Source organism: Streptomyces sp. ICC4 (genome assembly GCF_003287915.1).
In the GTDB taxonomy this organism is placed as follows: Bacteria; Actinomycetota; Actinomycetes; order Streptomycetales; family Streptomycetaceae; genus Streptomyces; species Streptomyces tritrimontium.
Map to the genome: position 1 here is coordinate 4,841,137 of NZ_CP030286.1, position 12,677 is coordinate 4,853,813.

Sequence of the window (12,677 nt, forward strand, 5' to 3'; positions counted from 1 at the left end):
CTCGACGGGTCGGGGCTGGCCTCGGGCTGGCAACGGGCTCATGCGCAGGGGAAGGTGCGGGCTGCGGTCTCGGCTTTCAGTCGGTAGGTGCGGAACCTTGCTTGTACGAGCTCGATGGCGGCATCGAGGGGGAAGATGTCGCGGGTGACGAGCTGTTCGTCGTTGTCGGCTCCGACGGGGTGCCAGTAGACGCCGTCGGCGGTGATGGTCACTTCCGGGATCAGGGTCTGGACGGTGAGTTCCAGGCCCTCGTCGGCGGCGCCCTGGTGAGCGAGGGGGCGGACCACCTGGTTCTCGCGGGCGATGCCGAGCGAGTCAAGGAAGGAGCGCAGTTCCCTCTCCTCGTGCCGGTCGTCGGTGGTGAGGGTGGCGGCCACCCGCACGGTGAAGCCCTCGCCGAGGGCGGTCCGGACGCCGGCGACGGCCTTGGTCCAGGTGCCTTTGCCTCGGTGGGAGTCGTGCAGGTCGGGGGTGGCGGAGTCGAGGCTGATCTGCAGGGTGAGCCGGTCGCGGGGCATCGCCTGGAGTATCTGGAGCCGGTGTCCGCGGAAGAGCATGCCGTTGGTGAGGAGGGTGGTGGGCAGCGCGGCGGTGCATGCGGCGACGATCTCGTCGAGGTCGGGCAGGATGAACGGTTCACCGCCGGTGAGCAGGATCTCCAGGACTCCGGCTGCTGGGGCTGCTTTCGCGATCTCTTCCACCCTGTCAACGCCCAGGGCTCGCCTTGCTGTCTGGGGTGAGGATCGGGCGCAGCAGTAGTCGCAGGCGAGGTTGCAGTCGAAGTTGGTGTAGAGCCACAGGCGTGCCCCGGGACGGCGGTCTTCGGGCAGTGCGGCGATGGGATCGGGCGGGCGCCCGCGGCGGATGGTGATGCTGGTGTCGTCGGCGGCCACGAGTGTGTTGCCGGTACGGGCGCACCAGGCGCCGGCCAGTTCCGCGTCGTCCGGCAAGGCGACGGGCAGCGTGATCGTATCTCCGTCCGCGATGGAAGAGACTTTCTCGACCAGCTCAAGGATCACCATCGTCGTCACCACCGGGGCGCTATGTGCTGTTCCTCAACGGCCTGGAAGAGGTCGGTGTAGCCGTCGAGCTGGGGGCGTACCCAGCGTTGGAGGCCTTCCAGTTCGAGGATTCTGTGGTGTTCGGGGTTGTTCCAGTCCATGGCGAGCAGGTGCGTGGTCCAGGCGTCGGCGCGGGTGGTGTCGAGGGTGTCGAGTGCGGTGAAGTTGCAGTGGCAGTAGACGGGGCTGGTCCAGAACGCTTCGAGGGCGTCGGGCATCAGTTCGTCCCGGCCGATGGATTCCCAGGTGGTGATGCCGATCGCGGCGGCGTCGGCGTCGCCGTCGAGGACGGCCCGGATGGCGTCCAGCTCGCTGCGTCCGGTGTCGCCGTGCTTTCCCAGGTCGGTGTCGATGCGCAGGAGTTCCACGTCGCCGTCGGTGATGCCTTCGCGGCGCAGGTAGTGCAGGGGCAGGATCGCGGCCTGTGCGGAGTCGCGGCTGCCGAGGGCGAGACGTCGGCCCTTGAGGTCGGCGGGGCCGCGCAGTCCGGCCCCGGCGCGGCAGACGAGGTGGCTGCGGAAGGTGAGGTCGGTGTCGCGCATGGCCAGCGCCCGGGCGCGGTCGCCGGACTGGAGGACGGTGCGTACCCAGGCAAGGTTGGTGTTCCAGGCGATGTCGATGGTCCCGGCCAGCAGTGCGTCGACCTGGCGGCCGTAGTTGGAGAAGAGAACGAAGTCCATCTCGACGGGGGCGGTGCGGTAGTAGTCGCGGATGCCTTCCCAGATGGGCACCACGTTGGGGGTGTAGGCCACCGCGCCGACAACCAGCGGTTCCATGAGGTCCTCCCTGTCGGGTGCGTCGCCCCGGCGGTCCGGGTTCAGCCGAATACCGGCTGGCCGGTGATGGCCTTGCCGTAGAAGTCGTACAAGACGTCGGCGGTGGGGGCCATGACGTGGCCGGCGCGGGCGTCGCGGAAGAACCGTTCGATGGCCAGGTGCTGGGAGAACGCGGCGCCGCCGCAGACCCGCATGGCGTCGTCGGTGACGGTCAGCGCGGTGTCGTTGGCCAATGCCTTGACCCCGAGGACGTACAGCGGGGTCTGCTCGTCGGGTGCGGCGATGCTGGCCGCCGCAGCACGCAGGTAGGCGTGTGCGGCTTCCAGCTGCAGGGACATGCGGGCCAGGCGGGCGCGGATGGTGGGGAGCTCGGCGAGGGTCTGGCCGGTGTGCTGCAGGGTGGCGCCACTGGTGTGCCGCACGGCGCCGTTCAGGGCGGCCCGTGCCAGGCCCAGGGAGACGGCGGCGTTGCCCAGGTTGAACCAGGGCATGACGGTCTCGGTCATCAGGGTGAGCCCGCCGCCCGAAGCTCCGAGGCGAAGGGTGTCGGGGACTGTCATGTCGAACCGCATCGGCGAAGAGGCGTTGCCGCGCAAGCCCAGACCCTGGAACGCGCCGGTGACGGACACACCCGGGGCGCCTGCTTCGATGGCGTACAGGTCGACGGTGCCGGGCTCGTCGGCGGAGAGCACGGATGTGATGTACATCTGTGCGTGTCCGGCGGAGGTCACCCAGCTCTTGTCGGCGGTGAACCGGGCCTCTTGGCCGCCATTGCGTTTGGCCTGGGAGATCGGCGCCCAGAAGTGCGAGCGGGACCCGGGTTCGCTGAACGCCAGCGTGGCCAGTGCCCTGCCCGTGGCCAGGTCGCCCGGCAGGTCCGGCATCCCCGGCGGGGGCGCGGCCAGTACCGTCATGGCACCGCTGACATGCATGAGATAGACCATGGCCGTCGATCCGCATGCGCCCGCCAGCTCGGCCGTGACGTGGGCGAACTCTTCCGGGCCGGCTCCCAGCCCGCCCTCCCGTTCGGGCAGTGTCAGACCCAGCAGGCCGGACGCGCCCAGGGCTGCTACCGCTTCGACGGGGAACAGGCCGTCCGCGTCAACGGTCGGCGCGTGTTCCGTGGCGGTGGCCAGGACGGGCTGCAACAGACTGTCAACGTTCATGTGGGGTCGTCCCTTCCCGTGGCGGGAGTGGGGGCAGCAGGGCCGTCGGGCCCGGTGGTGAGGCCGAGGGCGAGCAGGCCCGCGGCGAAGCCGAGCAGCAGGGCCACGGTGGAACCGTCGCCCCCGAGCAGGTTCGCACCGGTCCAGCCGATCTGCACCAGCTGAAGGACGGCGGCCGCCAGGAAACCCGCCCCGGCCAGGACGATCAGCGAACGCGCCCCCACAAGCCCAGCCGTCACGGCGACGGCGGCCAGGAGGAGCAGAACCAGCGTCCCTGTCCCGCCCAGCGTGACGATCCCCCACGGCGGGCCGTCGGCGATGACCAGGACGCTGCTCGCCGCCGCGCCCACGCCCAGGCCGGCGGCAGTGCGGCCGATGGCGGATCGCGGAGTCTGCATGGGAATCCCTTCCTTGTTCACGACGCTGCGAGCAGAACCCGCGACAGCCGGCCGCCCCGCTGCCGCCACACGGGGCGCAGGGCGCCGTCCACGCCGTAGGCGCGTCCCGCGGCGGTGGCCAGCAGCGCCAAGTGCACGGCGTACATGAGGAAGTACGACCAGAACCATTCATTCGGGGTGTTCAGCACGGAGAACGTGATGGCGGTCGTCTGGACCAACCCGACCAGCGCCCAGAAGCGAGTGGCCAGGCCCACTATTGATCAGAAACGGTTCGGGTTCTGGGTCGTTGAGCTGGGTGTGAGCGATCTGGTGGGGGACGCACGGCATCTGTCGCCGTCGGCGCAGGAGGCCCTGCGGCTGCGGGCGGTGGCCGCGTTGGTGCGTCGTCCACCGCTGCGTACTCAGGGTACGTCGTCGGCGCCGTCCGATCTGTAAAAGCGACAGGCCAGCGCCTGGGCCCCGCCCGGGCCGCGGCCGGGGGCCGAGGCTCGGGCGGGGCCCAGGCTCGGGCGGGGCTCAGTCCCGGGCGCGGGACCGGTCGTAGGCCAGGGCGCCCGCGCCGTGTGCGACCAGCAGGGTCCCCGCGGCCAGCCAGCCCGCGTCCCGGCGGCGGGCCGCCCACATCATCAGGGGTGCGCCGACGGCCACTTGCGCCCCGCCCAGCAGCCGCGCCCCGGGGCCCCGCCGCCACGGCCCGAGGAGGCCGTCCTCGACGACGGCGAGTTCCGCCCGTACCGCGTCGCGCCAGCCCGACCACTCCACCCGCTCGGCCCCCGGCGCGACCCGGGCCGCCTCCCGGAGCCGGTCGGCCGGTTCCCCCGGAGCCAGGCCGGCGGGCAGCACGAGGCCCGCGCGGGAAAGCAGCGCGATGAGGCCGAGCAGCCGGGCGTCGCCGTCCGCGGCCTCGTCGGGCCGGGTGAGGTGCTCCAACTCCTCCAGGTCCAGTACGGGGTCCAGCCCGAGCCGCGCCGCCAGCACCCGCATGGCGTCGGGGTCCGGCTCGCCGTACGGCCGGCCCGTCGCGTCCCAGGCGTAGGCCGCTGACCGGCGGAAACCCGAGGCCAGCACGAAGCCGGTCCGGCCGTCCTCCCACCACAGGCCGAGCACCGGCCAGCCGGAGCTCAGCGCGACCGCCGAGCCCCATCCCGCCAGCACCTCGGCCACGGACTCCTCGCCGTCGAGCCAGGGCTTGCCCTCGGGGACCAGCGCGCTCCACCCGCCGGCCGGGGCGAGCAGCAGGCGCTCGCGCAGGATGTGCGCGGCGGGGCGGGCGGCGAGGGGCTCGGCGCGGCAGAGGAGCAGTCCGCCCGCGGTGGTCCGGGAGATCGACATGTCCACACGCTAAGCCAAACCGCCCCAAACCGAGGATTTCGGATCTTCCCGACGTGCTTGACTTCCTCCAACCGCGATATATCGTGTTAGCCAGAAGACGCGATATGTTGCGTGCGTCGAGCCCCAGTCCGTGCACGTACGCCGAGGAGGAGCAGCACCATGGCAGAGGCAGAGCAGAAGACGTGGTCGGTCGCCGAACCGCAGAAGCTCACCTTCGAGGAGCCGCTGACCGAGGTCCGCGTCCGCGTGGTCGGCGGCACGGTCAATGTCGTCGCCGCCGACGAGGGCCCGGCCCGCCTGGAAGTGGCCGAGATCGACGGGCCGCCCCTGTATGTGGTGCAAGAGGGCGGCACCCTCACCGTCTCCTACGAGGACCTCCCGTGGAACGGCGCGCAGGGGTTCAAGAAGTGGTTCGAGGGCAAGCCCTGGAAGGCCTGGTCCGCCTCCGACTCGGGCCGCAAGGCCTGGGAGCGCAGCGCGACCGTGACCCTGACGGTCCCGGCCGCCGCCCACGTGCGGCTGGCCACCGTCAGCGCCACCGTCTTCGTCTCCGGCGTCGACGGCGGCACCGACGTCCAGGGGGTCTCCGGAGACGCCACGCTCGTCGGCCTGTCCGGCCGGATCAAGGCGCACACCGTCTCCGGCAGCGTCGAGGCCCAGTCCGTGACCGGCGAGCTCGGCTTCCACTCCGTCTCCGGCGGACTGACCGTCGTCGACGGCGCGGGCGGCAGCGTACGGGCCGACTCGGTCAGCGGCGACATGCTCATCGACCTGGCGCTCGACGACCGGTCGCCGTCGCACCCGGTCGAGATCTTCCTCAACTCCGTCTCGGGGGAGGTCGCCATCCGCCTCCCGCACCCGGCGGACGCCCGGGTCGAGGCCAACACCGCCACCGGCGGCGTCTCCAACGCCTTCGAGGATCTGCGCGTCTCCGGCCAACTGGGCGCCAAGCGGATCACCGGCACCCTGGGCGCGGGCACCGGTAGCCTGCGCGCCACCACCGTCTCCGGATCCATCGCGCTGCTGCGCCGCCCGGCGGCCTCCTCCCCGACCGACCCGACCGGCCCGGCCACCCCGATCGCGCTCGACAAGAAGGTGCTCTGACATGCCGCCCGTCTTCGCCCACGGCCGCCTCCGCCTCTACCTCCTCAAGCTGCTCGACGAGGCCCCGCGCCACGGGTACGAGGTGATCCGGCTGCTCGAGGAGCGCTTCGAGGGGCTGTACGCGCCCTCCGCGGGCACGGTGTACCCGCGGCTGGCCAAGCTGGAGGCCGAAGGCCTGGTCACGCATGCCACCGAGGGCGGACGCAAGGTGTACTCGATCAACGAGGCGGGCCGTGCCGAACTGGCCGACCGCGGCGGTGAGCTGGCCGATCTCGAACTGGAGATCCGCGACTCCGTCTCCGAGCTGGCGGCCGAGATCCGCGCCGACGTGAGCGGTGCGGCGGGCGAGCTGCGGCGCGAGCTGCGGGCCGCGGCCAGCGCCTCGGCCACGCAGGTGGAGGACGAGTCCTGGAAGGCGGCCAAGGAGGAGCTCCGCAAGGCGAGGGCGGAGTGGAAGGAGCAGGCGCGCCGGGCGAAGGACGAGAGCCGCCGGGCCCGCGAGGAGGCCCAGACGGCCCGCCGCCAGGCCAAGGAGGCGCAGGAGCGCGCCCGCGAGGAGGTCCAGCGGATCGCGAGCCAGCTGCAGGAGCAGTTCGCGAAGTCGGGCGGAGTCCTGGGCAACCTGGCCGGAGCCTGGCTGGGCAGCTCCACCCCGGCCGCGCCGTCGCCCCCGTCCGCGCCGACCGCCGCGGACACGGCGGCCCCTTCGGCCGCGCCGGCCTCCGCCTCCGCGGACTGGGCGCGGGACGTGTCGACGACGGGGGACCCGGCCCGCGACCTGGACCGGCTGCTGGACCGCTTCCGCGACGACATCCGCGACGTGGCCCGCGACCGGGGCGTCAGCGACGGCCAGCTGTCGCAGGCCCGTACCCACCTGGCGGAGGCGGCCGCCCGCATCGCCTCGGCCCTCGGCCCGCAGGCCTAGGCCTTCGCTTTCGGCTCTAGGGGCGCCCGGCCGGCCCGTGTGGCCGGCCGGTGTGTGGTCGGGTCAGCGCGCGGAGGCGGCGCGGCGCATCCGCGAGGCGAGCAGGAGACCTGCCCCGGCGACGAGTGCGGTGCCCGCACCACCCGCGATCAGAGCGGAGTCACCGGCGCCGGTGGAGGCGAGGGAGGAACCGCTGCCGCCCTGAGGGGTGACAGCGGAATTCCCGGTGCTGCTCCCGGAGCCGGAGCCGGAGCCGGAGTTGTCCTGCTCCGGCTTCTCCTGCTGCTCCTTTTCCTGCTGTTCCTTCTCCTTCTCCTGCTGGGCCTTCTTGTCCTTGGCGCGCGCCTCGTGCTGGCCCGTCTTCAGGAACTCGCTGCGGTCGGCGGCGGTACCCGCCAGCGCCGCGCGGCCGGCCTTGACCAGTTCCGGGCCCCCGCCGTCGATGATCTTCGCGATCGCGACACGGTTGTCCTGGTCGCGCAGTTCGTACTGGGTCACCTGGAGGAAGTGGCGCAGCTCGGCCGGGGTCGCGGAACCGTTCAGGAGCTTGCCGATCGCCTCGCTCAGGAGGGGGCCGTCCCAGCCTTCGTCGATGCGGGCGAGCTCGACGCGGTCGTCGGAGGCCTGCGCGAGGTACTGCCCCGTCTTCAGGAAGGCGATGCGGTCGGCGGGAGTGCCCTTCAGGGCCTCCTTGCCCGCCTCCTTCACCGCGGAGCCACCGGTACCGATCAGCCGGGAGATGTCGACCTTGTTGTCGTCGTCGCGCAGCTCGTGCTGGGTGACCTCGTAGAAGTGGCGCAGCTCCGCCAAGGTCGCGTCGGCCCGGAAGATGTCCTTGATCCCCTTTATCAGACCGGGACCGGCGTCGTTCGCCAGCCGGGCGATCAGCACCCGGTAGTCGTCGCGGCGGATGGTGTGCTGGCCGGTCTCGATGAACTTGCGCATGGCCGCGGGGCCGTCGGCGATGGCCTTGAGGCCGGCTTCCTTCATGTACGCGCTGGCCATCGGGTCGGCGATGATCGCGAGGATGGCTTTGCGGTCCTGCTCGGCCTGGTCCTTGCCGGGCTCGTCCTGGCCGGGCTGGTCGGCCGGGGCCTGGTCGGGTGCGGTCGGAGCGGCGGGGGCCCCGGCCTCCTGGCCCGTGGCGAAGGCCGGGGAGGACAGGAGCACGGCCGGAGCCAGAGCGGCAGCGGCGACCGCCGCGGCGATGCGGGACAACTTCACAGACAAAACCCCCTGGAGAACGTTCTTTCGCAGCACGAGACTCGCGGGCCGTGCCGATGGTTGTACGGGACACCGAAAGAACGCGGGGAGTTTCGTCGCGTCTCAGGCCGCCAGGGCGGCCTCGGCTCCCGCGTAGGTGATCCCGTGGTCCGTGAGGACCTCAGCGGGCGTACCGGGGCGGGAGAGGAGGGAGAGGAGCAGGTGGAGCGTGGAGATGTGCCGGTCCTTGCGGCCCAGGGCGATGCGCAGCGACTGCTCCAGGACCTTCTTCGCGCCCGGAGTGAAGCGGGTGCGGCCGCGGCGTTCGCGGGCGGCGGGGGCCGAGAGCGCGCCTTCGCCGTGGGTCTCCTCGATGCGGGCGACGATCGCGGTGAGGTCGATGCCGAGGCCGGCCAGCGCCTCCTCGTCCGCCTTGGACATGCCGCCCCGGCGGCGGGCCGCCGCGAGGTCGGCGGCGATCGCGTTCCGGTCTGCGTCCAGGGGGTCCAGGACGCCCGTCGACAGCAGGGAGAGAAGCAGGTGCTCCTCGGTGACGGCCGCGGCCCCGGACCGCTCGGCCTCGGTGACCGCGCCCGTCACGGCGGACCGGGCATCCTGGGTGAAGCGTTCGAACATCAGAGCCTCCCGTGCTTCTTGTGTACGGCCTGCCGGCTGACGCCCAGCTCGGCCGCGATGTCCTGCCAGGACCAGCCCTGCGCGCGGGCCCCGCGCACCTGTACGGCCTCCAGCTGCTCCAGCAGCCTGCGCAGGGCGGCCACGGCGCGCAGGCCCACTCGCGGGTCGCGGTCGCCGGCCCGTGCGGCGAGATCGGTAGCTTCCGTCATGCATGTCAATGTAGGTTGACAACGGGAGGGTGTCAACCCACATTGACATGCCGCGGCGGTCGCCGCGCGCGGGGGCTACATCGTGAGGACGATCTTGCCGAACAGGTCCCCGGACTCCAGCTTCTCGAAGCCCTCGCGGGCCCGGTCCAGCGGCAGCGTCTCGTCGATCACCGGGCGGACGCCGGTCGCCGCGCAGAAGGACAGCAGGTCCTCCAGCTCGTCCTTCGAGCCCATCGTCGAGCCGACCACCTTGAGCTCCAGGAAGAAGATCCGGGTCAGCTCGGCGTGCGCCGGCCGGTCTCCGCTCGTGGCGCCCGAGATGACCAGGGTGCCGCCGGGGCGCAGGGACTTGACCGAGTGCGACCAGGTGGCGGCGCCGACCGTCTCGATGACGGCGTCGACCCGGCGGGGGAGCCGTGCGCCGGGCTCGTACGCCTCCTCGGCCCCCAGCTCCACGGCGCGCTTGCGTTTGGCCTCGTCCCGGCTGGTCGCGAAGACCCGCAGGCCGGCGGCCTTGCCGAGGACGATGGCGGCGGTGGCGACGCCGCCGCCCGCGCCCTGGACCAGGACCGAGTCACCGGGGCGGACGCCGGCGTTGGTGAACAGCATCCGGTAGGCGGTCAGCCATGCGGTGGGCAGGCAGGCGGCCTGTTCGAAGGTGAGCTCGGCGGGCTTGCGCAGGACGTTCCAGGCGGGGACGGTGACCTGCTCGGCGAAGGTCCCCTGGTAGCGCTCGGTCAGGATCGAGCGGGGCTCGTCGGGACCGACCCCGTGGCCGCTCTGGCCGATGACGGAGTGCAGGACGACCTCGTTGCCGTCCTGGTCGATCCCGGCCGCGTCGCAGCCGAGGATCATGGGGAGCTTCTCCTCGCCGAGGCCGACTCCGCGCAGCGACCACAGGTCGTGGTGGTTGAGGGAGGCGGCCTTGACGTTCACGGTCACCCAGCCGGGGCGGGCCTGCGGGGCGGGGCGGTCGCCCAGCTCAAGGCCTCGGAGCGGCTGGTCACGGTCGATTCGGGCGGCGTAGGCAGCGAACATGGCCGCGAGGCTACCGCCCGGTAGCCCGCGGATCCAGGGCAGGCGGGCCGCACGGGCGTCGGGGCGTACGAAAGCAGGGCCCCGCCGAATGGTTTCGGCGGGGCCCTGCTCCGTATGGCTCAACGTGGCCGTCAGGCCAGGCGGGCCACGCCGTCCGCCTTGGCGGCGGCCGCGACGGCCGCGGTCACGGCCTCCGCGACGCGCGCGTCGAACGGCGAGGGGATCACGTAGTCGGCGGCGAGCTCGTCACCCACGACGCCGGCGATGGCGTCGGCGGCGGCGATCTTCATGCCCTCGGTGATCCGGGTCGCGCGGACCTTCAGCGCACCGGCGAAGATGCCCGGGAACGCCAGCACGTTGTTGATCTGGTTCGGGAAGTCCGAACGGCCCGTCGCCACGACCGCCGCGTACTTGTGCGCGACGTCGGGGTGGACCTCCGGGTTCGGGTTGGCCATGGCGAAGACGAAGCAGTCCTTCGCCATCGTCGCCACCGCGGACTCGGGGACCGTACCGCCGGAGACGCCGATGAAGACGTCCGCGCCCGCGAGCGCGTTCTCCAGGGAGCCGGTCTGGCCCGTCTTGTTCGTCAGGCCCGCGATCTCCGCCTTGACGTCCGTCAGGTCGGACCGGTCGGCGGAGACGACGCCCTTGCGGTCGGTGACGCAGACGTCGCCGATGCCCGCGTCGACCAGGATCTTGGCGATGGCGATGCCCGCCGCGCCCGCGCCCGAGATCACGGCGCGCAGGTCGCCGAGGGTCCGGCCGGTGAGCTTCGCGGCGTTGCGCATGGCGGCCAGCGTCACGATGGCCGTGCCGTGCTGGTCGTCGTGGAAGATCGGGATGTCCAGGGCTTCCTGGAGGCGGCGCTCGATCTCGAAGCAGCGCGGCGCCGAGATGTCCTCCAGGTTCACCCCGCCGAAGGACGGCGCGAGGCGGATCACGGTCTCGATGATCTCGTCCGTGTCCTTGGTGGCGAGCGCGATCGGAACCGCGTCCACACCACCGAACTGCTTGAAGAGAATGGCCTTGCCCTCCATCACGGGGAGGGAGGCTTCCGGCCCGATGTCACCGAGTCCGAGCACGGCCGTACCGTCGGTGACGACGGCGACCACGTTGGACTTCCAGGTGTATTCGTTCACCAGGTCGGGCTGCTCGGCAATGGCGCTGCAGACCTTCGCAACGCCGGGCGTGTACGCCAGGGACAGGTCGTCCTTGTTGTGGACCGGCACGGTGGCCACGATGGCCATCTTGCCGCCCCGGTGCAGCGCGAACACCGCATCCGGGTTGTTGTCCGTCACGCTGTCGCTGCGAGGATTGACGATCTCCGCTGCCACTGTGTTGACCCCTTAAGTCTTTGAATCGTTGAGGGTGACCACTCCTGGTTAAGGGGTGGGCGGGCACCGCGTCCGTCCGCCGCGTCGACGGTTTGGCCCGTCGCCGCGAAGGGGGAGGTTCGTACGCGCGGGCGCGCCGCACGCGCGCCCTGAGCCCCGGATGAGGGGTGTAAGGATCTGTTCTACCCGAAGAACACTCACCCAGACGAGTCGATTCCCCCTCGACCATAGGTCGGATGCCCTGGTTTTGGCGAAAAGTCCAAACCTTGCCGTCCAACAGGCGAGACGTGCCGCAAAAACTGCGGCGAAAAGCCCTGGTCACAGCGTTTAATCCGGTCCGGAGGGCCCTACTCCGCAGGGCTGTTGGGCGCCGGGGGGTGTCCGTTATCCGATTTTGACCTGACGGGCACCCTGAATGTCTCAGTCCGAATGGCAAGATGCCGTAATCACACAAGGTCGCGACACTCGATGGTGCGTGCCCGACCTCTCTCGGATGCGTTTTTCCCCACTGCCGGAGGAACCAGCTCATGACCGCAAGCACCACCCGTCGTACGACCGCCGCCCGGTCCCGGATCGCCGCGGTCGGCGCGATCGCGGTCGCCGGCGCCCTGATCCTCACCGGCTGTGGTGACCAGACGGACAAGGGTTCCGCGGCCACGCCGTCGGGCAAGGAGAACAGCGCCCCGCTGTTCTCCAAGCTGCCGAAGAAGATCCAGGACGCGGGCGTCATCAAGGTCGGCACGGACGCCACCTACGCGCCGATGGAGTTCACCGAGGGCGGCAAGATCGTCGGTGTCGACCCCGGCATCGCCGAGGCGCTCGGCAAGCAGCTCGGTGTCACCTTCAAGTTCGAGTCGGGCACCTTCGACACCCTGATCGGCAGCATGCAGACGGGCCGCAGCGACGTGGTCATGTCCTCGCTCACCGACACCAAGGCCCGTCAGGAGGGCCTGGACGACAAGGGCGCCAAGACCGGTGCGGGCGTCGACTTCGTCGACTACTTCAGCGCCTCGACCGGCATCCTGGTCAAGAAGGGCAACCCGGACGGGATCAAGACCCTCGACGACCTCTGCGGCAAGAAGGTCGCCGTCCAGCGCGGCACGACCTACGAGCAGTCCGCCAAGGACCAGTCCGAGAAGTGCAAGACGGCCGGCAAGGGCGAGGTCTCCATCGAGTCCTTCCCGACCGACGCCGAGGCCCAGACCCGCGTGAAGGCCGGCGGCGCCGTCGCCGACCTGAACGACTCCCCGGTCGCCGCGTACATCGCGCAGACCGCCGGCGGCGGCAACGACTTCGAGGCCATCGCCAACCCGACCGACGCCGGCCTGTTCGGCATCGCGGTGGACAAGAAGAACACCGAGCTGCGCGACGCCCTCAAGGCAGCCCTCGACGCGATCATCAAGGACGGCTCGTACAAGGCCGCCCTCGACAAGTGGAACGCGGGCTCCGGCGCCGTTACCGAGGCCAAGACCAACGCAGGCCAGTAACCTCCGCG

At 71.3% G+C, this 12,677-nt stretch carries 15 protein-coding genes; 4 read left to right on the forward strand and 11 right to left on the reverse strand.

The annotated features are described in order from the left end of the window. Positions 1–38 precede the first annotated feature (38 nt). From DRB89_RS22465 to DRB89_RS43100, 5 genes are read right to left on the reverse strand one after another with little or no spacing between them, the layout of a single operon-like run. A complete protein-coding gene (locus DRB89_RS22465) occupies positions 39–1,022 on the reverse strand; it encodes a radical SAM protein (RefSeq protein WP_112453474.1) in 984 nt (327 codons plus the stop codon). Positions 1,023–1,027: 5 nt separating this feature from the next. Next, positions 1,028–1,837, reverse strand: coding sequence for a PhnD/SsuA/transferrin family substrate-binding protein (locus DRB89_RS22470; RefSeq protein ID WP_112449139.1), 810 nt, complete (start codon positions 1,835–1,837; stop codon positions 1,028–1,030). Positions 1,838–1,878: 41 nt separating this feature from the next. Then, positions 1,879–3,003 (reverse strand): acyl-CoA dehydrogenase family protein, encoded by a 1,125-nt coding sequence (locus tag DRB89_RS22475; protein ID WP_112449138.1) that lies wholly within the window; start codon positions 3,001–3,003, stop codon positions 1,879–1,881. Then, complete coding sequence (locus DRB89_RS22480) at positions 3,000–3,401, reverse strand: hypothetical protein (protein ID WP_112449137.1); 402 nt, start codon at positions 3,399–3,401, stop codon at positions 3,000–3,002. The genes DRB89_RS22475 and DRB89_RS22480 overlap by 4 nt, the downstream gene beginning before the upstream one ends. Positions 3,402–3,418: 17 nt before the next feature. Further along, positions 3,419–3,589 (reverse strand): hypothetical protein, encoded by a 171-nt coding sequence (locus tag DRB89_RS43100; RefSeq protein WP_162688688.1) that lies wholly within the window; start codon positions 3,587–3,589, stop codon positions 3,419–3,421. Here DRB89_RS43100 and DRB89_RS44780 point away from each other — a divergent pair. After that, entirely contained in the window at positions 3,579–3,836 is a 258-nt protein-coding gene (locus tag DRB89_RS44780; RefSeq protein WP_239516284.1) for a hypothetical protein, read from the forward strand. The two genes, DRB89_RS43100 and DRB89_RS44780, sit on opposite strands and share 11 nt — an antisense overlap. An 81-nt stretch (positions 3,837–3,917) precedes the next feature. On the opposite strand, the gene DRB89_RS22490 is transcribed toward DRB89_RS44780, so the two are convergent. Then, on the reverse strand, positions 3,918–4,733 hold the full coding sequence (locus DRB89_RS22490; RefSeq protein ID WP_112449804.1) for a hypothetical protein: 816 nt from the start codon (positions 4,731–4,733) through the stop codon (positions 3,918–3,920). Positions 4,734–4,892: 159 nt separating this feature from the next. On the opposite strand from DRB89_RS22490, the gene DRB89_RS22495 reads away from it, so the two are divergent. Both DRB89_RS22495 and DRB89_RS22500 read left to right on the forward strand, forming a co-directional pair. Then, on the forward strand, positions 4,893–5,837 hold the full coding sequence (locus DRB89_RS22495; RefSeq protein ID WP_112449805.1) for a DUF4097 family beta strand repeat-containing protein: 945 nt from the start codon (positions 4,893–4,895) through the stop codon (positions 5,835–5,837). Position 5,838: 1 nt separating this feature from the next. Next, positions 5,839–6,762 carry a PadR family transcriptional regulator gene (locus DRB89_RS22500; protein ID WP_112449806.1) on the forward strand — a complete coding sequence of 308 codons (924 nt, stop codon included), beginning with the start codon at positions 5,839–5,841 and terminating at the stop codon, positions 6,760–6,762. A 63-nt stretch (positions 6,763–6,825) separates the two neighbouring features. Here the strand turns inward: DRB89_RS22500 and DRB89_RS22505 are convergent, their stop codons facing one another. From DRB89_RS22505 to DRB89_RS22525, 5 genes are all read right to left on the reverse strand, one after another. Continuing rightward, the gene (locus tag DRB89_RS22505; RefSeq protein WP_112449807.1) at positions 6,826–7,986 is read right to left on the reverse strand and encodes an ALF repeat-containing protein; all 1,161 of its coding nucleotides are present in this window, start codon (positions 7,984–7,986) and stop codon (positions 6,826–6,828) included. Positions 7,987–8,088: 102 nt separating this feature from the next. Beyond that, positions 8,089–8,601, reverse strand: coding sequence for a Clp protease N-terminal domain-containing protein (locus tag DRB89_RS22510; protein ID WP_112449808.1), 513 nt, complete (start codon positions 8,599–8,601; stop codon positions 8,089–8,091). Further along, positions 8,601–8,810 (reverse strand): helix-turn-helix domain-containing protein, encoded by a 210-nt coding sequence (locus DRB89_RS22515; protein WP_112449809.1) that lies wholly within the window; start codon positions 8,808–8,810, stop codon positions 8,601–8,603. Before DRB89_RS22515 ends, DRB89_RS22510 begins: the two co-directional genes overlap by 1 nt. A gap of 75 nt (positions 8,811–8,885) precedes the next feature. Further along, entirely contained in the window at positions 8,886–9,848 is a 963-nt protein-coding gene (locus DRB89_RS22520; RefSeq protein ID WP_112449810.1) for a zinc-binding dehydrogenase, read from the reverse strand. A 131-nt stretch (positions 9,849–9,979) separates the two neighbouring features. Further along, entirely contained in the window at positions 9,980–11,182 is a 1,203-nt protein-coding gene (locus tag DRB89_RS22525; protein WP_112449811.1) for an NADP-dependent malic enzyme, read from the reverse strand. Positions 11,183–11,709: 527 nt separating this feature from the next. Here DRB89_RS22525 and DRB89_RS22530 point away from each other — a divergent pair. Further along, positions 11,710–12,669 carry an ABC transporter substrate-binding protein gene (locus tag DRB89_RS22530; RefSeq protein ID WP_112449812.1) on the forward strand — a complete coding sequence of 320 codons (960 nt, stop codon included), beginning with the start codon at positions 11,710–11,712 and terminating at the stop codon, positions 12,667–12,669. Positions 12,670–12,677 lie beyond the last annotated feature (8 nt).